Origin of the sequence: Clostridioides sp. ES-W-0016-02, assembly GCF_020641035.1 — a bacterium.
GTDB lineage: Bacteria > Bacillota > Clostridia > Peptostreptococcales > Peptostreptococcaceae > Clostridioides.
The window spans coordinates 2,908,651-2,927,553 of record NZ_CP061361.1; the positions used below are offsets into that span (position 1 = coordinate 2,908,651).

Below are 18,903 nucleotides of genomic sequence, written 5' to 3' on the forward strand. Positions count from 1 at the left end.
GACATTATAACTTCCAACTTTTAATTTGTGGAATTATATTCATCTTAACAGTCTGTGCCTTTAGAGCATTTCTAAATTTTTCAGTAGATGTATTTTTAAACATTTTACTAGAAGCACTTTTAAGATTTTCTATAGAATCCCAGTGTTGTATCATAATCCATTTTTGAGTTTTTTCATCATATAAAAGCTCAGTATCAATAAAGCCCGATTGAACAGAGTGAAAATTTATTTCTAAATCATTTACAATCTCTACAAATGCATCTTTTGATAAATGCTCTTCCACATTAAATTCTACTATTTCTGTAATAATTTTCATATACAAACCCTCCTATTTATCTTTCTTACATCATAACAAGAAGTAAATTAAAGGTATTGTAAAAAATCGACAATATAATTATAAATAGTTGTATGTTGTGTTTTCTTTAATAGTTTTATTCTCTTTAATAAATTTAATTGGCGATACTCCTGAAAACTGTTTAAATTCTTTAATAAAATGAGCTTGGTCATAATATTCATTTTCATAAATTAAGTCAAGAAAGTTATTATTTTTAGAGCTATAAATAAGCTGATTACTTACCATTTTAAATCTATATATTTTCCTTAGTATTTTAGGTGTATACCCAGTATATTTTAAACAAGCTCTTTCTAAAGTTTTAATATTTATGTTCATCTCATCACAAAACAATTTTATAGTGCTATATTGATTATTGTATATAAATAAATCTAGGAGATTTATCATCTTATTTATAACCAAATTTTCATCTAATACAGATACTAATATTTTTTCTAAATGTAAAACTATATCTTCTATTGATAATATTTGATTTAATGTACTTTCCAATTTCCCAACAAAACCTTTTGATACTTGTTTTAAGTCAACAAGTTGACCCTTAAACTCTGAAATTGGTATCTTTAAAAATGGATAGAGCCCAAATGGATAAAAAGAAATACCCATCACACGTATATTTCCACGTTGAATAACAAATCCATGCTTATCTCTTATTCCATTAAAATGTATATTACTTGCATTATAATTTTGATTTTCAATCTTATATTCCATAACATCAGAAAGATTAATGATAATATCTATACTATCTGTAGGTAATAACTTATTATTTAGCAATATATTTGATTTTGTTTCAAGGTACCAAATAAACTTTACCCAGGGTTTTAAACGAACATTTCTAACTGCATACCTTGTAACTGATAACATTGTAATTAACCTCTATCCTAAATTTTTTTATCATTATATACTTTATCTTTATATTATACAATATAATTTATCCTATCAAAAACTTAATCTATTCCATATCTATCTTATACATTTTTTTAATGCTTTAGAAATAGGAAGTGCTATTATAAGACCTATTAACACCTGCATTAAATTGCCTGGTATTGAAGTAAGTGGAATTATAAAATTACCATAAAGTATAACCTCTGTTACATAATATCCAAACAACATCCAAATTGATGAAACTACTACTCCTATTACATTAATCAAAAAATTTTCTCCATTCTTGCCATTTGCCCATACAATCTTTCCAAGCAAATACCCCATAATACCTCTAACTATAAATGTAAATGGAGCCCATAGAGTCCACCCAGATATCAAATCAAAAAGAGCCATCCCAATAGCACCTGATAACGCACCTTTTTTACTTCCAAATACTATTGCTGATATAAATAACATTGCTGTTCCTAAATGTACAAGACCTCCATTTATAGATATTGGCAATCTTATATTTATAAACTTGGTTGCAACAAATACTAACGCTATTAATAGTGACGTTTCTACCAAATCTTTTGTTGTAAATTTCTGTTTAGCTGTAGCTTCCATGCCACATCCTCCTTTTATATTGTGACTAAAAATAATATTTATTAAATAAATCTACTAAACTTCCATTTGTATTAAATTCTAATACTTTTAAACTTTTATCCAATACATTTAATATGTGAACTATTTTATCAAGACTAGCATTTTCCCCCATATGACCTATTCTCAAAATAGCATCCATATATTGATTTAATGATGTTGCAACAAGTGTATTGTAATTTTTAAGCATATAATCAGTAAGTTTTAATGCTCCTATACTTTTAGGTATTTTTATTGCTGTCACTGTATTAGAATATCCTTCTTCTAAAAACAATTCTAAACCATATTCTTCAACAGCTTGTCTTACACTAGAAGCTATTTTCTCATGTCTACTTAATACCTTTTCCACACCCTCTTCTAGTATATTGTCTAAGGCTCTATCAAGACCCATTATGTCACTTATTGGCATTGTATAAGGGAAATATTTTTTTTCGTAATATCCTTCCCATATACTTAAATTACAATAAAAACCTACTATGTCTGTTTTTCTATTTTTTATACAATTTTTTGCATCTTGACTTATACCGACTATAGTAAGACCCGCAGGTGCAGAAATAGCTTTTTGAGAACCGCCTAATATTACATCTATTTTAGATTCATCTACATTTAACCTTTCACCCACCATACCTGCCACAGAATCCACTACAGTTAAGATTCCATATTCCTTCAATAGCGGACATATCTCACTTACATCATTTAATACACCTGTTGGAGTATCACAATGAACCACTGTTGCATATTTAAAGTTATTATCCTTTTCTAAAAACTTTCTTAACTCATCAACATCTATACTTTTTGTATATTGACTTGAAAAAAGCACATACTCTCCACCATACATTTTTACAAAGTCTTTAAATCCTTCTCCATATATACCATTGTCAATTACAAGAACTCTATCACCCTTCTCTGTCAGTGAAGCACAAGCTGCTTCAAGTCCCAATATTCCTTCACCACTTAATATGTAAATATCATTCTTTGTACCAACTATATTTCCGAACTTTTCACATGTCTTCTTATAAAACTCAACAAAATCAACATCTATATCTGGGTTAGTTGTTTTCTCTGCTCTTATTAGCCTTACATTTTCTCTAGTTTCTGTTGGTCCTGGTGCATAATTAATTTTATTATTCATATATATCAGCTCCTTTTTATTTTCTATACGATTATTATACAAAATTTTCATTTTTCATGGTACAATTTTATATTTTTTTAGAATTGTACCAATACATTTTTTTCTGATAACAATCTTCTGAACATTAAACACACTATCACTTACAACTTAAATTGATAAGTTATATTAATAAGAATTTTATAACAGTAAAAACAACAAAATACAGGACATATGAACATTTAAGCCACTTGCCCTGTATTTGTATATTATTAACCTATTTAACTCTATTTTTATATCTTCTATAATCCTGTTTAAAAATTAAATATAGCTTTTTATATATTTTTATTCACTATATCTTACTCTATCAATAAGAGATTCTTTGTTAAAGCTTCTTCCTATTAAATAAGTTGTTATAAATTGAGCTATAAGTATAAATACAACCATAAATAAAATTGGTACTATTGGTAATGCATATGTTGCATAAGATAATCCAGTTTTTCTTAAAAATACAACTGCAATGTATCCTAATATACCTCCAAAGACAATACTTCCTATCATCATTCTAGAAGTATAATATATAGCTTCTGAATTAAGCATTTTTACTAATTGTCTATTAGTAAGTCCAATTGCTTGAAGCATACCAAGTTCTTTTTTTCTAGTAACTATACTAGTTATCATTGTATTTACAAGATTCATAAATCCAATAACACCTATTATACCAGTTAAAGTATAGCCCATTATTTTTATAAATGAAATCATCATCTTATTTGATTCTATTCTACTATCTAAAAAATCCGCTTCTAAATATCCATTAGATTTAGCAATTTTCTTTATAGCATCTTTAACTTCTTGATATTTTCCTTCTTCAGTATATATTCCAATAGTACTTGTTGTATCATATTTCAAAGCTCTATCTATAAAATCTTTTCCTATACCAAAACTTGGAGTTCCCATAGCTATTGCTTGAACTTTAAATTCTTTTTTTATCTCTTTATCTCCATCATATAGAGTTAATTTTATTTTATCTCCAGCCTTTACACCCATTTCTTTTGCTGTATCAAGGTGAGTAATGACTATTTCGTTTCCTGTTTGTAACCCTTCAAAATTTATTTTTCCATCTATTAGGTTTTTATTTAAATCCTTCACATCATTTTCATTTATGCTCTGTAAAAGGTCATGTTTAAACTCAACATTATAATCCTCCATCCCAATTTTTACAGAATTTCCTAATTCAGTTTTTTTGACTCCTTCTATACTCTTTACTTGGTTTAAAAAGTCTTTACCTAATGGATTATTCATTTGTAGAATATTCAAATTACTTTCAGGATTCTTGTCGCTATCCATTTCATATCCAGTAAATCTAACTTCTATATCATAAGGAAAATGCTCTCTAGCCATCTTCTCAGCATTAAAACTTTCTAAAGCAGTAGATACTGTTATAAATATAGTTCCACTTAACATAAGAGATATCAGTGTCATATAAGTACGCTTTTTATTTCTTTCTAAATTTGCTTTTGATAAGTTCTTTAAATTTATATTTTTATGTCCTTTTCTATCATTTTTACCACTTATTTCATTTCCAGTATATCTTACTGCATCAACTATAGATACCTTTGAAGCTACTTTCATTGGTTTCAAAAGTGATAAAACAACAGATATAAAACTTATTACCACAACCAATAATAGCACTGGTAATTGTGATGATTTTACATCTACACCCATAAATGATTTTATTATAATATTTGCAAGTGCATAACCTAAAATTGTTCCTACTGGTATTGCTATTCCTGCTAATATAAAGCCTTCCTTAAACACTATTGCTTTTACTTGTTTTTTAGTTGCACCAATTGCTCTAAGTTTTCCAAATTCTTGTACTTTAGTAACTATTGAGATGTAGAATATATTGTATATTACCAATATACTAGACAATACAATTACTAAGCCTATAAGAACTCCTCCTATCATTGTTTCACTATCTGGTTTTAAAGCATTTATATAATTTTCATTTACAAGTATATTATTAGTATCTAATCCTATATCATTTGCAATCTTATTTAATTTTTCTTTTGCCTGTTCTATAGATAAATCACTCTTATCTTTTAATTTAACATATATATTGAAATCTTCTTGTGACATATCTCTAGTATTTTTCATATATGTTTCTGATATAATAGCAGAATAATTCTTTCCTGCTTCATATATTTCACTAGTTTCTAAGATTCCAGTTATTATAAATTCTTTTTCTATTCTTTTGTCGCTTTTATAATCATCATAAGGTACTTTTATTTTTTCACCTAATTTTTGACCATGACCTAATGCTTTTAAAGCTCCACTATCTAGTACTATTTCATTTTCTTTTGTTGGTAATTTTCCTTTTATAAATTCAAAATTATTTAATTTTAAACCCTCTTCATTCATATATGATAATGAAATGGTTGTATCATCTTCTAGCTTCTCAACACCCACTCCATTCATTTTTCCAGCTAGTTCAATATCTGCATGATTACTTAATATTTCAGCTTGTTTTTCATTTACATTTGCTAATACTCCTTGATAATTGCCTGAATACTTTATTGTATTTTCCTTTTGATATTCTCTTGTATCGACAATATAAATACCTATAGATGAAAGCATCAATGTTGAAAGTATTATAGTTATTATTATTAATATACTTTTTGATTTATTTTGTTTTACATTACTTTTTGCTATTTTAGTAGTATTAATCATTTTTGTCACCAACCTTTGACACCTTACCATCCTCTATAAATATAACTCTATCAGCCATTTGAGCTATACTATCATCATGAGTTATCATAACCAAAGTTTGACTATATTTCTTAGACATAGACTTTAGTATACTCATAACTTCATCTGATGTTTTGGAATCCAAGTTTCCAGTTGGCTCATCAGCAAGTATTATGGCTGGTCTTGTTGCCAAAGCTCTTGCTATTGCTACTCTTTGTTGTTGACCTCCTGATAATGTATTTGGTAAAACATCGTGTTTATTTTCAAGCCCCAAAGATTTTAAAAGGTCTTTTATAAATTGTTCATCCACAGTTCTACCATCTAGACCGATTGGTAATACTACATTTTCCCATACATTAAGAGATGGAATTAGATTGTAGCTTTGAAATATAAAGCCTATTTTTCTTCTTCTAAATACGGCAAGTTCTTCTTCTTTCAATGTAAATATGTTTTTATTATCAATGTATACCTTGCCAGATGTAGGTATATCGAGACCACCTATCATATGTAACAATGTACTTTTTCCAGAACCAGATTTACCTATTATAGCTACAAATTCACCTTCATTTATTTCTAAATTTACATCATCTAAAGCTTTTACTAAACTTTCTCCTTCTCCATAATGTTTTGATAAACTTTCAGTATATAGTATTTTCATAAAATTATCCCCTCACTCTAAGTTATGTTGCTCCTTAATCATCTACTTCTAATTTGTGGAGCTGTTTATACTTATATAATATATGTAGAGGATTACATTCTCCTTTCAGTAAACATTACATAGTTGTAAGAAACAAAGAAAACTTACTTCCTTTTCCTAGATTAGAAGATACCATGATATTACCACCTTGTTCTTCCAAAATTTTTCTACTTAAATACAATCCTACACCACTACCTTCTATAGATTCAATTTCTTCATCTGTTCCTCTATAAAAACGTTTAAATATGTTATTAAATTCATTTTTTGCAATTCCTTTACCATTATCCTCTATTATGATTTTAAAATAGTTTACAGTCTCTTCTATGGATATATTTACTTCTCCATTTCTTTCTGTATACTTAACAGCATTGTCTAATACATTAAAAATACTTTCCTCAGTCCATTTTTTATCGTGAGGTATAATTCTACTATTAAATTCATTTATTTTTAATGTTATATTTTTAATTCTCGCTTTAGGAGTTATACTTTCTATAGCATTTAAAATAGTACTTTTTATGTCATTATCTTCTTTTTTTATGCTTATCATACTAATCTCTAGTCTTGATATGTTAACTAAAGAATTTATTAAATTTTCCAATTTATTTATAGAATTTTTATTAGTTAATAAAAACTCATGTGCTTCATCTTCGTCTAAGTCTTCTTCTATAAGTAATGTATTATATAATTTTAATGATGCTAAGGGAGTTTTTAATTGATGAGAAATGTCTGTTACTAATGATTTTACACTTTCCTTTTCTTTTTCTAATTTAATAAATTTTATCTTTAAACTTCTATTTAACTCATACAGGCAATTGTTAATCTTACTAAATGTACCCTCTTTAAAATACTCATTATATTCTACCAAATAACCAGAATTATCTAACTTGCTACCTTCTTTTAAATAATTTTCTTGTGCCATTTGCTCCACTATAAAATAAATCTTGCTTAATCTTTTGTTTATGTATCTTATAAAATAATATATTATTCCTGTAACGGCTATAAACATTATTAAAAAAACAAAAATTGATTCTTTAAAAAAAGATTTTAAATATATGCCAAAGTTTTTATCATTTGACATTTTATTTTCTAGCCCATATCCAAATTTTTCAAGTGCTTTTTCTCCAACCTCTGCATTACTATAGTCAAAATTATAAATAGACTTTACTATATCTACCTCATCATCTGGATATTTTTCAATCAACATACCTGCCATACTTTGAGTATTTTTTATTTGATGTTCATATAAAACATATAGTCTATTATATTCAAAAAATATAAATGCAAGTGTTACCACAAGCATGGATAAAATAGAATATATAACAGCCTTTTTCATTATATAGTCCTCTTTAATACTAAAATTTTCTTTGGTATTTATATCTTTTAACATTTTTTTATACTCCTTTCACCCCATATATATCCAACTCCTCTTACTGTTTTTATATACTTAGGTTCAGAAGGATTCTTTTCTACTTTTTGTCTAAGTCTTCTTATATTTACTGCAACTGTATTATCATCTACAAAATTACCACTACTATCCCATAAAGATTCTAATAGTTGTTCTTTGGTCAAAGCTTGCATTGAATTTTCCATCAAATATCTTAATAGTTTAGTCTCTGTTTTACTTAAAATTATTTCTTCTTCCTTGTCATCATTTTTTATAATCAGTTTATTTTCTATATAATAAAAAAACAAATCATCACAAACCAGTAAAGTGTAATTTTTTACTGTATTTACCCTTTTCATAAATGCATTTACTTTTGAGATTAATACCATCAAACTAAATGGCTTTGTAATATAATCATCTGCACCTAAATCATAACCTGTAACAATATCCACTTCTTCATCAAGTGCTGTAAGCATTATTATATAAACATCACTTTTCTTTCTAATCTCCTCACAAAAATCAAACCCACTTCCATCTGGTAAACCTATATCAGAAATAATTAAATTTATATCCTCTTTAAAAAAAATACCTCTTGCCTCTTCTATACTAAATGTATTAAAAACATTGTATCCCTCTTTTTTTAATTTAAAGCTAATCCCTCTATTTAAAGATTTATCATCTTCTAAAAGTAATATATTATTCATGTTTTTCTCCTCCATTATTATGTATACTAGCTAAATTATATCATACTAACTAAGCCATTTTATTTGACAATTTATAAATATTTTTTAATCATCAAGAAGATTTTACACACTTAGATAATAAAATAAACATACCAATGATAAGTTAATAATATATTTGTTTTTAATCAAGGGTACAATTATTGATTCGATATTACTATACATAAATAAAAAAACAAAGGTAATCCAGTATTTAAACATCCAATTACCTTTGCTTAGGTTTGTATTTTATATAATAATCAATACCTATTTATCAATAAATAATTATTAATTCTATTTTATTATTGATTTTATTACTAATTTTATTTTACTTTTTTATTTTTTAAATTTATCTGATTATTATTGAATAAGTAAATTAAAACACTCGAAGCTACAAATATAAACATACTATCTTTGATACCTAAATCGCCTGTTTTAGGAGATTTTTCTTTAATTTCTGCTTTAGATGCTTTTATATTAGAACTTTCTCTAGCTTTCATTTTATCTAAATTTTTACGTTTATTCTCATTTGAGTTTTTAGTATCCTCATTATTTGCACTGTCTTCACTATCATTTAAATTATCTTCATCACCATTTAATACTAAGTTACTCTCATTACTTTTAATTATCAATTCTTCCTTAGTTTTAATGCTAATTCTTCCATCTACACTCTTGCAGATTTCTTTTTTATACTCTATATACTCAATTACTGCGCTTTCTAAACTTCCAAAATCTTCTAAGATTGGTTCTTTTGATAAGCAAGGAAATTCATCTCCACCTAGTGCTATATAATCATTGGTTGCAACTGTATACTCTTTATTCATGTCAAGTGATTTTCCATCTTTCATAATACCAGTTATTTTTTCTCCTTCTTTCTGCTTTGGGTCAAAATAGTATGAGATTCCACCCACTTGTAAAAAGGCTGAATTTTTTTCTGGATACAGTTTTACTCCATGTTCTAAAACACTTTTAATTTGTTCTCCTGTAAGTTTTTTAGTAACTATAGTATTGCTAAAAGGGAATACATCTGCAATACTTCCTATTGTTATATCCCCTTTTTCAATTGTATCTCTTATATTCCCCCCATTAAATAGCGAAATATCTGCTTTAGTTTTATCTAATAAGATATCACCTATTAAATTTCCTAGATTCGTTTCTTTTGTCCTTACATTTTCATATGAGCCATCTAGAGTATTTTTTGTTACTCCTATCACTTTATCTAAAACTTGTTCCTGCTGTTTCTTTATTTCACCAATCTTTTCACTTATGTTAGAATCAAGCTTATACTCTAATGCTTCTTCTTTTTCAATTAATCTTGCTGATTTATTTTCTATTTTTATATGTTCTGTATCATTAGTATCCAATGTTAACTTTACTTCACCAATATGTTCTAGATATTGCCCTGTGCTTACAAGCAGTGTATCACCAACCTGTTTACCATTTTCAAACTTAGTATGGCTATGACCATCAATAATTAAATCAATACCATTAACTTTATTTGCTATATCTATACTATTTGGCTTACTTAAACTATTAGTTCCAATATGTGATATTGCAACTATTACATCAGCACCTTTTCTTTTTAATTCATTTACTTGCTCTTTTGCACTTTCTATAGGATTTCTAAACTCTAATCCTTCTACATTTTTAGAGCCTGTCTTACTTTTTGTTTCTTGGGTTGTAAGCCCAAAAAATCCTATTTTTATACCATCTATTTCTTTTATATCATTACTGTCAAATATGTTCTTATCATCTTCAAATATATTTGATGCTAAAAATTTTAAAGTTTTATCTCCTGAATTAGCAATTTTAGATAGCTCTAATAATCTATCCTTTCCATAATTGAAGTCATGATTTCCTGGAGTAATATAGTCATATCCAACACTTTTAATTAATTTAATTGCATCTTCACCTTTATTCATATTTACTATTGGTAACCCATGTAAGCAATCTCCTGCATCTACTAAAATTGAATTTGGAGTTTCCTTTTTTAATGTAGCTAGATTACCTATTTGTATATATTCATCACCTTCAGCATATCTTCCATGTATGTCATTAGTGTGAAAAATGGTTATTTCTTTAGATGAGTTTTCTATTTTGTGCTTAAAGTTATTTAATTGTTCTACACTTTTATAACTTTCTTCAAAACTCTCTAGTCCATAAGAAATAAAACTCTGGCCTGTTGTAATTAGAATTATAATTACTAAAATTAAATATCTTCTAATTTTCAATATAAGTTATCCTCCTAAAATTAGTTTCAGCTTTAAAATAAGACTCTTATTTTAAGATAAAGCTTTTTAGATAAATATTAGAATATATGAAGTTAATCATTTCGATTTTAATATTTATCTATCAATTTAATTTTGTCCATATCCAACAAGTTTTAATCTAGTTACATTTTTTCACACTTATATTTTCATTTATTTTATATGTATTTTTTAGAACCTTTTTAGCTGGTCTCTTTTAAAAGTCCATTGAGGAACTGTTAAATCCCCCTCAAAATTCAAGTTATACCAAGGACTTAAATTTGGTTGTTTACGATTAATAAGAAGCTGAGTTTGTTGAGCAGGCATATAACTTTGAGCTATCATAAAGACCTTTTCTCCGGTTTTTTCATTTTCTGCCATATCCATAATTATACTTGCATGTCCTGGACTGCCTCCAACTATAAAAACATCCCCTATTTTCATATCATCAAGTTGCACAGGTTTTAATTCTTTTTCAAGTGATAAAGTGCCTGAATAAGCAAATACTATATCCATAAATTTTCTAAAACTATCATATGATGTTGAATATTCACTTGCTTTATACCAACTTGAACCACTATCTTTTACTGAAATCCTATATCCTTCTGCCCATTTTGAATACTTAGCCTTAAAACCATCCACAAAGTCAAAGCTTATTTCATCATATCTCTTATTCTGATACAGGTATTCTGCTCTCATAAGCATAATTGCATCTGCACATTGATGCAAATCTCTATCACCAATATTGACATCGAATACACTATCATAGATACCTTTTGATTCCTTAGTTCTACCATCGTAATACTTAACTTTCTCACCATAATTTTTCAACTTAGTATTCCTCAAAAAACTTTCAAAGCTACCTTTTTCTACATCAACCCTTTTAAATCCTTTTGGTGGCTCATACCTATCTTTTAATATATTTTCTTCTTTATGTACTACGATAGATTGCTCTTCTTTTTTAGAATTTTGAATATGGTTAGAACCTTCAACTGTTTTTTTACTTTCCCCATTACTGCATCCAACTAAAGTCAATATCATCAATGATAAAATAGTAATTTTCTTTGACGGTTTCATTAGATTTACCTCCTATAAATTTTTCAAAAATAAATGCAAAGTTATACTTATAGAGTTCTTGTATACTATTATACAAAATTTCTATTTACTAATATTTCTTGACTCAAATGCACATTTATTGTTGTATTTAATGTTAAAATAATTATAATAGGATATCATAATAAAAACAAACAACAGATTTGTGTTAATTTTAGAAAGGGGAAAAAATGATAGATTTAACTTTACTTGGATGTGGTGGAAATGTACCCATGCCACATAGATTTTTGTCTTCTGTATTCATGAATTATAAAGGCAGAAAAATACTAATTGATTGTGGTGAAGGCACTCAAGTATCTATGAAGTTGAAAAAATGTGGCTTTAAAGATATAGACTTGATTTGTATAACACATTTACATGGTGACCATATATTTGGACTTTTAGGGCTTCTATCAACGATTGGAAATAGCGGTCGTACAAGTGATTTAACTATAGTTGGTCCTATTGGAATAATTGATTGTATTCGTTCTATGAGAAATTTAGTAGAATACATACCCTATACTTTAAAAATTATAGAAAATCCTCAAGGTAGTTTTTCTTTAGATAATGAGTATTTAAAAAACATAGAGATTTCAACAATCCATTTAGAACACTCTATAGAGTGTATAGGATACAGTTTTAATTTTAAACGAAATCCTAAATTTGATATAAATAAAGCAACTCAAAATAAAGTTCCTAAAACAATATGGAAAAATCTTCAGGATGGTCAAAGTGTAGTTTTAAATTCAAAAAAATACACTCCAGACATGGTTTTAGGAGAACCAAGAAAAGGAGTTAAAGTAAGTCTTACAACAGATACAAGACCTATAGACTCAATACCTAACTTTATAAAAGATAGCGATTTATTTATATGTGAAGCTATGTATGGTGATGATTTAGATATTTCAAAAGCTGTCAAAAATAAGCATATGACTTTTAGAGAAGCTGCAAACCTTGCAAAACTAGGAAATGTTAAGCAACTTTTATTGACACACTTTAGCCCATCATTAGATATGCCTAACATGTACTTAGAAAATGCTACTAATGTTTTTGAAAATACGATTATTGGTGAAGATAGACTTAGCTTACACTTAAATTTTGATGAATAATTAATTTTACAGCTTTAGTAAAAATTATACTTAATAAAAATTTAGGAATGAACTTACCTTAGATAAAATTATTTTAGGGTAAACTCATTCCTTTAATATTTATTACTGTTATTTAATTTATTAATAGTTACTTAATTATTAATAGTTATTTAGATAAAATTATTTAGATACATTTCCAGCTACATTTAATACATCCCAGGTTCTTGCAAATGGTGGAGCATAACATAAATCTAACATCCCAAGTTGACTTGTGGTCATTTTTCCAAAGATAGCAGCTGCCAACACATTAGTTCTTTGAACAGCATCTTTAAAACCAGCTACTTGTCCACCTAAAATAACTTTTGTCTCTGCATCGTAAATAAGTTTTACATATATTTTATTTCTTCCAGGATAATAGTGAGTTTGATTATAATCAGAAATAAATTTGGATTTGAAGTTTAATCCCAAATCACTAGCTTGTTTCTCTGTAATTCCAGTTGAGGCAGCCTCCATATCCATAACCTTTATACAACTTGAGGATAGAGAACCTTGATAAGAGACTTCTTTACCTGCTAAGTTTTCTCCTACTATCCTACCTAATTTATTTGCTCCAGTTGCTAAAGGTATATATGCATTTTCATTACTCACTATATTCTTTATAGTTGCACAATCACCAGCAGAATATATATCTTCAACAGAAGTCCTGCCATATTCATCAACTACTATAGCTCCATTTTTTAATGTTTTTATATTTGTATTTTGTAAAAATTCCGTGTTAGGTTTTACACCAGTAGCAATTATCACAACATCTGTATCTATTGTACCTTTATTTGTTATTACTTTTTCCACTTTATCTTTTCCAGACAATTCTACAACTATCTCATCCAAATACAATTTTACATCGTGATTTCTTATTTCATCCTCTAAGACATCTGTAATTTCCTTATCAAATACTTGTGGTAATACTCTCTCTTCCAATTGAACTACATGTACATCTTTACCTAATTTTTTGCATGCTTCAACTGCTTCTAATCCTATAAATCCAGCACCTATTATTGTTACTTTTTTTATTTCTTTTCCACTTAATAATTTTTTTAGATATTCTCCATCATATAGGCTTTTTAGTGTAGAAACATTTTTTAAATCTATATTTTTTATAGGAGGCAGAATGCTTCTTGCCCCAGTTGCTATCATCAATTTATCATAGTAATCTTCGTATATCTCATCTGTTTTTACATTTTTTATTTTTATTTTCTTAGACTTAGTATCAACTGCAACAACCTCTCTAAATATATTTAAATCAATGCCCGATTCTCTAAGTTTTTCAGGTGTTCTTGCCAATAAATCATTAGCATCATCAAAAAAACCACCTACAAAATATGGCAACCCACAAGCTCCAAAAGACACTATTTCAGTTTTTTCATAAACTACAACCTCGTATTCAGGTTTAATTCTTTTTAATTTCGCTGCAGCACTCATACCAGCTGCAACACCACCAATTATTATTACTCTCATTTTATCTCTCCTTAGACGTCTAATTAATTTCTCTACTTAGTTTAAACTTTTCATTTAATATCTATTCTATGTATATATTTTCATGATAATTTTAGTTATTTTTTTAACATCTTTTTATTTGAAATCAAATTTTATAAAAGTTGTTCTTACATCCATTAATCTAATTCAAAGTCTTTAAACATATATTATACCCCCTTTTCATCTATTTAATCATATTTTGATAAATTAAATTATTTTATTCTATCTCGGTAAATTGTGATATAATATTGACATTTTTTTAATATATTGATATCATTTAAGCTTAGAAAAATTTATTTTTAGACAAAGGAGAAAAAATATTGGAAAACTCATTCTTATCACAATTTCTTATGATTACAGATTTTAAAACGATTTTTTTCATATTATTACTTATAGGTATATTTTTTATTGTTAGACAATTTGAAAAGAAAAAAATCAAATTTTCATTGAGAACAATATATGCTACAATAATTGGTCTTATATTGGGAATTATTATTCAAGCTTTTGCTGGTTTTCCTACTGATACAACTCAAATTACTTGGTTACAAGAAGTAAGCAAATGGTATAGTTTATTTGGTTCTGGATTTATGGACTTATTAAAAATGTTAGTAATACCTTTAGTTTTCTTATCAATTATAAAAGTAATTATTAACATGAAAGATAATAACCTTGGAACTTTGACATTTAAATCTTTAGGAATGCTCCTTATTACTACGGCTATAGCAGCAATTGTTGGAATTGTTGTTGCAAACACGATGAGATTAGGAGTAGGAGCTGATTTATCCAGTTTAGGTGGAAATCAAGAGCTTAAGGAAATAAACTCTCTTGTAGATACTTTAAGAGGCTTATTACCATCAAATCCTGTAATGGCTATGGCAAATGGAAATATTGTAGCTACAATAATATTTGCTACATTTATAGGTACCTCAGTAAAGAGACTAAGTAAAAAACATTTTGAAACTATAAATCCATTTATAGATTTTATAGAAGCATCTTACAAGATAATTGTTAGTGTATCTATGACTGTTATCAAATTTATGCCTTATGCTGTAGTTGCACTACTTGCTAATACAATAACTTCACAAGGTATTAGTTCAATAATTTCTGTTTTATATTTTATATTAGCTCTTTATATATCAGTTGCAATATTATTTGTTATACATTTAATTTTTATAACTTTAAATGGTCTAAATCCTATTACTTATATAAAAAATTCAACTGAAGCTCTACTTCTAGCATTTACTTCACGTTCTAGTTTGGGAACATTACCTGTTACGATAGAAAGTTTAGTACAAAATCACGGAGTTGATGAGGGTGTATCAAGCTTTACAGCAAGTTTAGGTGCAAACATGGGTATGAATGGTTGTGCTGGCATATATCCAGCTTTGATGGCTGTTACTCTTGCTAATATGGCTGGAGTAAATATGGATATCAGTTTTTATGTTATGCTGTTAATTGTTATAACAATTAGTTCACTTGGAATAGCAGGTCTTCCAGGAACTGCTACAATAGCTGTTTCAGTTGTTATTTCTGGAGTAGGTCTTGGCTCTTATTTCCCACTAGTTGGTGGAATACTTGCAATAGACCCTATACTAGATATGGGACGTACAATGATAAATGTCAATGGTGCTATGGTATCTTCAATTACTGTAGGTAAGTCACTTGGAAAAGTTGATAAAGAAGTATTCAATAAGAAAAACATTTCTTAAAAAATATTATAAAAATAAATGGCTAACATAGTACAAAGTTAGCCATTTATTTTTTATTTTATTTACAAAATGGAAAAAATTCTTTTGTAAGGTTTTGAGGATATACAGATATAAAAACAAAGTCATAATCTTGAGACTTTGCATATTCTAATATATCTCCATCATAGTATCTAGGGTCTATCATATCCATAGTTGAACAAACAGAAGAAAAGAATGCTGCTGTTGGTACAATTAATGAGTCCTTAACAAATAACACTTTTAATCCTTCTGGATTTTCTATATTTTTAATTTTAACTAGTGGACGATTCCCCAATAAGTATGTAAAATATTTATCTGATTGTCCATCCATTAAATTAAGGTCAGCATTAAAAGGGTATGATAATATCAAACTCTCTTCAAACCTTCCTTTTAATTCAAATTTTTGAGATTTAGAATCTGTATAGTATGTATAATTCGTCTTAAATTTAGGATAAATTAGTGTAAAATCATCTATTCCACCATATAAAATTCCTGTCTTCCTTCCCATAGAACCAAGAAATGACCTAGGATATACAATCGAATTATAGTTTTCTTTATCTCTATAATAATAATTTTCATCTAATTTCATGTTATATTTTTTATTAAGCTGTTCAATCAATTCTCCAAATGCCCAAAAAGAAGTCTCTACTTTCCAATGGTGGTCTGTTTTAAAGAATAACTCATCTTTTGAAATACCACTTTTTAAAATATTTTTTCTAAAATCTATATAGTCAACATTATCATTTTTTAGTTCATTTAAAAAATTATCTGCTGTCTCATTACTATAGGAATAAGGTATGCCTTTAGGAAACTGTGTTACTCCTTTTATATATTTATCTGGAGTCATTAAATAAACTAATTTAGTATTTTGTTTATCCATTTCCTTAGAGAACTTACTTACTCTGTCTGACAATAAATCAACTTGATTTGGAGATTTAGCAAAATATGTGTAATGCATTTTGCCAGAAGTATCTTTCACAACACTAAACTTTGAAAATTCATTTTTACCCATTAGTTTTTGCAAATATCCATAAGTTTCAATAAAAGTATTTTTATATATCACTTTGTCATTTACTGTATTATCAATAGACGATATAGTATCCTTTAAACTATTCTTATCATTAATTGATTTTTTTATTTCTTGTATCATATCTTTTCCAGAATAACAGATATTAGAGATAGAGAAGGTGAATAAAACAACTAAGAATATAATTGTAGTTATTAGCCTTACTTTAAAAAATCTATTCATACTTTTCCTCCTCAGCTAAAAATTAAAGTAAATAAATGGATTATAACTTCCAGTTACTAAATATGTCACAGAAATAAAGAACAATAAAATAGAACAAATTGGATAAAATAAATTAAATAATGTACTGTATTTAGCTTGTTCAACAACAAATTTATTAACTTTTTTTGCAATAGGTACACTAAAAATAAATGCAAATATAAAGAAAATCAAATATTCTTTCAAGAACATATATGTATAGTCACTCCACATAACTCCACTTGCACCAAACATAGCTTTAAAATAGTTATATGCTTCATTTAAATTTGGAGCTCTAAACAGTACCCATCCAAAGTTTACTACTAGTAAAGTATAAATATGTTTTATGAGATTATGATTTTCAATCTTTTCAAACATTATAAATCTCTCTATAATTAAAAAAACAAAATTCAAAATCCCCCAAATCACAAATGTCCATTCTGCACCATGCCATATTCCAGTAAATAACCATACTATAAACATATTTCTAATCATAATGTCTTTATTTAAAACTCTAGAACCACCAAGTGGAAAGTATATATAACTCTTAAACCACATTCCTAAAGAAATATGCCATCTTCTCCAAAACTCAGAAATTGATTTTGAAATATATGGATAATTAAAGTTTTCTTCAAATTTAAAACCAAACATAAGACCTAAACCTATGGCCATATCTGAATACGCAGAAAAGTCAAAAAATATTTGTAAAGTATAAGCTATTGAACCAAGCCAAGCCAACGATGTAGCTATTGAACCTTGACTATTCATAGTGTAAATATAATCTGCTACTATTGCCATATTATTAGAAATTAATATTTTTTTACCTAAACCAGTTATAAACCTACATGTTCCAATAGAAAATTTATTCCAAGTTTCTTTTCTGTTATGAATTTGTTCTGCAACACTTTCATATCTAACTATAGGCCCTGCTATTAATTGTGGGAAAAAAGCTATATATAATCCTACATAAAAAGGATTCTTTTGAACTTCTCCATGTCCACGATAAACATCTATAACATAAGACATTCCTTGAAAGGTAAAAAATGAAATACCTATAGGTAAAACAATGCTTGGAATCGCAAGTTCTGTATTAATAAGCGAACTAATATTTCTTAGTGCAAAAGCTAGATATTTAAATATAAATAGAACACCTATATTATATATACACATCAAAATCAAAATAATCTTTACTTTTACTTTACTTTTTCTATATCTGTCTACTATCAAACCAAATATATAATTCATTATTATAGAAGCTATCATAATAACAACAAATTTCGGCTCTCCCCAGGCATAAAAAAATAAACTAACAATAAGTAATATCATATTTTGGATTGTCCGATTAAATCTAAATAAATAATATAATACCAAAGTTATTGGTAAAAAATAAAATAAAAAAATCAAACTTGAAAATAACATGCTAT

General features: G+C 27.2%; 15 protein-coding genes. 2 read left to right on the forward strand and 13 right to left on the reverse strand.

All coding sequences use genetic code 11. The features are described 5' to 3' along the window. Positions 1 to 4: 4 nt before the first annotated feature. From IC758_RS13830 to IC758_RS13875, 10 genes are all read right to left on the reverse strand, one after another. Complete coding sequence (locus IC758_RS13830) at positions 5 to 316, reverse strand: antibiotic biosynthesis monooxygenase (RefSeq protein ID WP_227824191.1); 312 nt, start codon at positions 314 to 316, stop codon at positions 5 to 7. A gap of 78 nt (positions 317 to 394) precedes the next feature. Further along, entirely contained in the window at positions 395 to 1,213 is an 819-nt protein-coding gene (locus IC758_RS13835; protein WP_227432516.1) for a helix-turn-helix domain-containing protein, read from the reverse strand. 99 nt (positions 1,214 to 1,312) lie between these two features. Beyond that, positions 1,313 to 1,837: an ECF transporter S component gene (locus IC758_RS13840; protein ID WP_227432515.1), complete on the reverse strand. Its 525-nt coding sequence runs from the start codon at positions 1,835 to 1,837 to the stop codon at positions 1,313 to 1,315. 25 nt (positions 1,838 to 1,862) lie between these two features. Then, positions 1,863 to 3,005, reverse strand: coding sequence for a pyridoxal-phosphate-dependent aminotransferase family protein (locus tag IC758_RS13845; RefSeq protein ID WP_227824192.1), 1,143 nt, complete (start codon positions 3,003 to 3,005; stop codon positions 1,863 to 1,865). 321 nt (positions 3,006 to 3,326) lie between these two features. After that, positions 3,327 to 5,711, reverse strand: a complete 2,385-nt coding sequence (locus IC758_RS13850) for an ABC transporter permease (protein ID WP_227432513.1) — start codon at positions 5,709 to 5,711, stop codon at positions 3,327 to 3,329. Then, positions 5,704 to 6,387 (reverse strand): ABC transporter ATP-binding protein, encoded by a 684-nt coding sequence (locus IC758_RS13855; protein ID WP_227432512.1) that lies wholly within the window; start codon positions 6,385 to 6,387, stop codon positions 5,704 to 5,706. Before IC758_RS13855 ends, IC758_RS13850 begins: the two co-directional genes overlap by 8 nt. 115 nt (positions 6,388 to 6,502) lie before the next feature. Next, entirely contained in the window at positions 6,503 to 7,813 is a 1,311-nt protein-coding gene (locus IC758_RS13860; protein WP_227835314.1) for a sensor histidine kinase, read from the reverse strand. Then, positions 7,807 to 8,514 carry a response regulator transcription factor gene (locus tag IC758_RS13865; protein WP_227432510.1) on the reverse strand — a complete coding sequence of 236 codons (708 nt, stop codon included), beginning with the start codon at positions 8,512 to 8,514 and terminating at the stop codon, positions 7,807 to 7,809. The genes IC758_RS13860 and IC758_RS13865 overlap by 7 nt, the downstream gene beginning before the upstream one ends. A 338-nt stretch (positions 8,515 to 8,852) precedes the next feature. Then, positions 8,853 to 10,760, reverse strand: a complete 1,908-nt coding sequence (locus IC758_RS13870) for a bifunctional metallophosphatase/5'-nucleotidase (protein ID WP_227860534.1) — start codon at positions 10,758 to 10,760, stop codon at positions 8,853 to 8,855. A 207-nt stretch (positions 10,761 to 10,967) separates the two neighbouring features. Continuing rightward, positions 10,968 to 11,852, reverse strand: a complete 885-nt coding sequence (locus tag IC758_RS13875) for a DUF4846 domain-containing protein (RefSeq protein WP_227860535.1) — start codon at positions 11,850 to 11,852, stop codon at positions 10,968 to 10,970. Positions 11,853 to 12,058: 206 nt separating this feature from the next. On the opposite strand from IC758_RS13875, the gene IC758_RS13880 reads away from it, so the two are divergent. Further along, on the forward strand, positions 12,059 to 12,976 hold the full coding sequence (locus IC758_RS13880; protein ID WP_227432507.1) for a ribonuclease Z: 918 nt from the start codon (positions 12,059 to 12,061) through the stop codon (positions 12,974 to 12,976). A 159-nt stretch (positions 12,977 to 13,135) separates the two neighbouring features. Here the strand turns inward: IC758_RS13880 and IC758_RS13885 are convergent, their stop codons facing one another. Next, positions 13,136 to 14,470: a CoA-disulfide reductase gene (locus IC758_RS13885; RefSeq protein WP_227824196.1), complete on the reverse strand. Its 1,335-nt coding sequence runs from the start codon at positions 14,468 to 14,470 to the stop codon at positions 13,136 to 13,138. Between the two features lie 338 nt (positions 14,471 to 14,808). Here IC758_RS13885 and IC758_RS13890 point away from each other — a divergent pair, with 338 nt between their 5' ends. After that, a complete protein-coding gene (locus tag IC758_RS13890; protein WP_227432505.1) occupies positions 14,809 to 16,197 on the forward strand; it encodes a cation:dicarboxylate symporter family transporter in 1,389 nt (462 codons plus the stop codon). A 58-nt stretch (positions 16,198 to 16,255) separates the two neighbouring features. Here IC758_RS13890 and IC758_RS13895 read toward each other — a convergent pair whose 3' ends face one another. Both IC758_RS13895 and IC758_RS13900 read right to left on the reverse strand, forming a co-directional pair. Beyond that, positions 16,256 to 17,464 carry an alginate O-acetyltransferase AlgX-related protein gene (locus tag IC758_RS13895; protein WP_227482870.1) on the reverse strand — a complete coding sequence of 403 codons (1,209 nt, stop codon included), beginning with the start codon at positions 17,462 to 17,464 and terminating at the stop codon, positions 16,256 to 16,258. Positions 17,465 to 17,479: 15 nt separating this feature from the next. Then, positions 17,480 to 18,898: an MBOAT family O-acyltransferase gene (locus tag IC758_RS13900; protein ID WP_227432503.1), complete on the reverse strand. Its 1,419-nt coding sequence runs from the start codon at positions 18,896 to 18,898 to the stop codon at positions 17,480 to 17,482. Between the last annotated feature and the right edge of the window lie 5 nt (positions 18,899 to 18,903).

Coding starts and splice junctions, on each gene's coding strand:
- IC758_RS13830 (WP_227824191.1), bottom strand. CDS start 316: ATGAAAATTATTACAGAAATAGTAGAATTTAATGTGGAAGAGCATTTA.
- IC758_RS13835 (WP_227432516.1), bottom strand. CDS start 1,213: ATGTTATCAGTTACAAGGTATGCAGTTAGAAATGTTCGTTTAAAACCC.
- IC758_RS13840 (WP_227432515.1), bottom strand. CDS start 1,837: ATGGAAGCTACAGCTAAACAGAAATTTACAACAAAAGATTTGGTAGAA.
- IC758_RS13845 (WP_227824192.1), bottom strand. CDS start 3,005: ATGAATAATAAAATTAATTATGCACCAGGACCAACAGAAACTAGAGAA.
- IC758_RS13850 (WP_227432513.1), bottom strand. CDS start 5,711: ATGATTAATACTACTAAAATAGCAAAAAGTAATGTAAAACAAAATAAA.
- IC758_RS13855 (WP_227432512.1), bottom strand. CDS start 6,387: ATGAAAATACTATATACTGAAAGTTTATCAAAACATTATGGAGAAGGA.
- IC758_RS13860 (WP_227835314.1), bottom strand. CDS start 7,813: ATGTTAAAAGATATAAATACCAAAGAAAATTTTAGTATTAAAGAGGAC.
- IC758_RS13865 (WP_227432510.1), bottom strand. CDS start 8,514: ATGAATAATATATTACTTTTAGAAGATGATAAATCTTTAAATAGAGGG.
- IC758_RS13875 (WP_227860535.1), bottom strand. CDS start 11,852: ATGAAACCGTCAAAGAAAATTACTATTTTATCATTGATGATATTGACT.
- IC758_RS13880 (WP_227432507.1), top strand. CDS start 12,059: ATGATAGATTTAACTTTACTTGGATGTGGTGGAAATGTACCCATGCCA.
- IC758_RS13885 (WP_227824196.1), bottom strand. CDS start 14,470: ATGAGAGTAATAATAATTGGTGGTGTTGCAGCTGGTATGAGTGCTGCA.
- IC758_RS13895 (WP_227482870.1), bottom strand. CDS start 17,464: ATGAATAGATTTTTTAAAGTAAGGCTAATAACTACAATTATATTCTTA.
- IC758_RS13900 (WP_227432503.1), bottom strand. CDS start 18,898: ATGTTATTTTCAAGTTTGATTTTTTTATTTTATTTTTTACCAATAACT.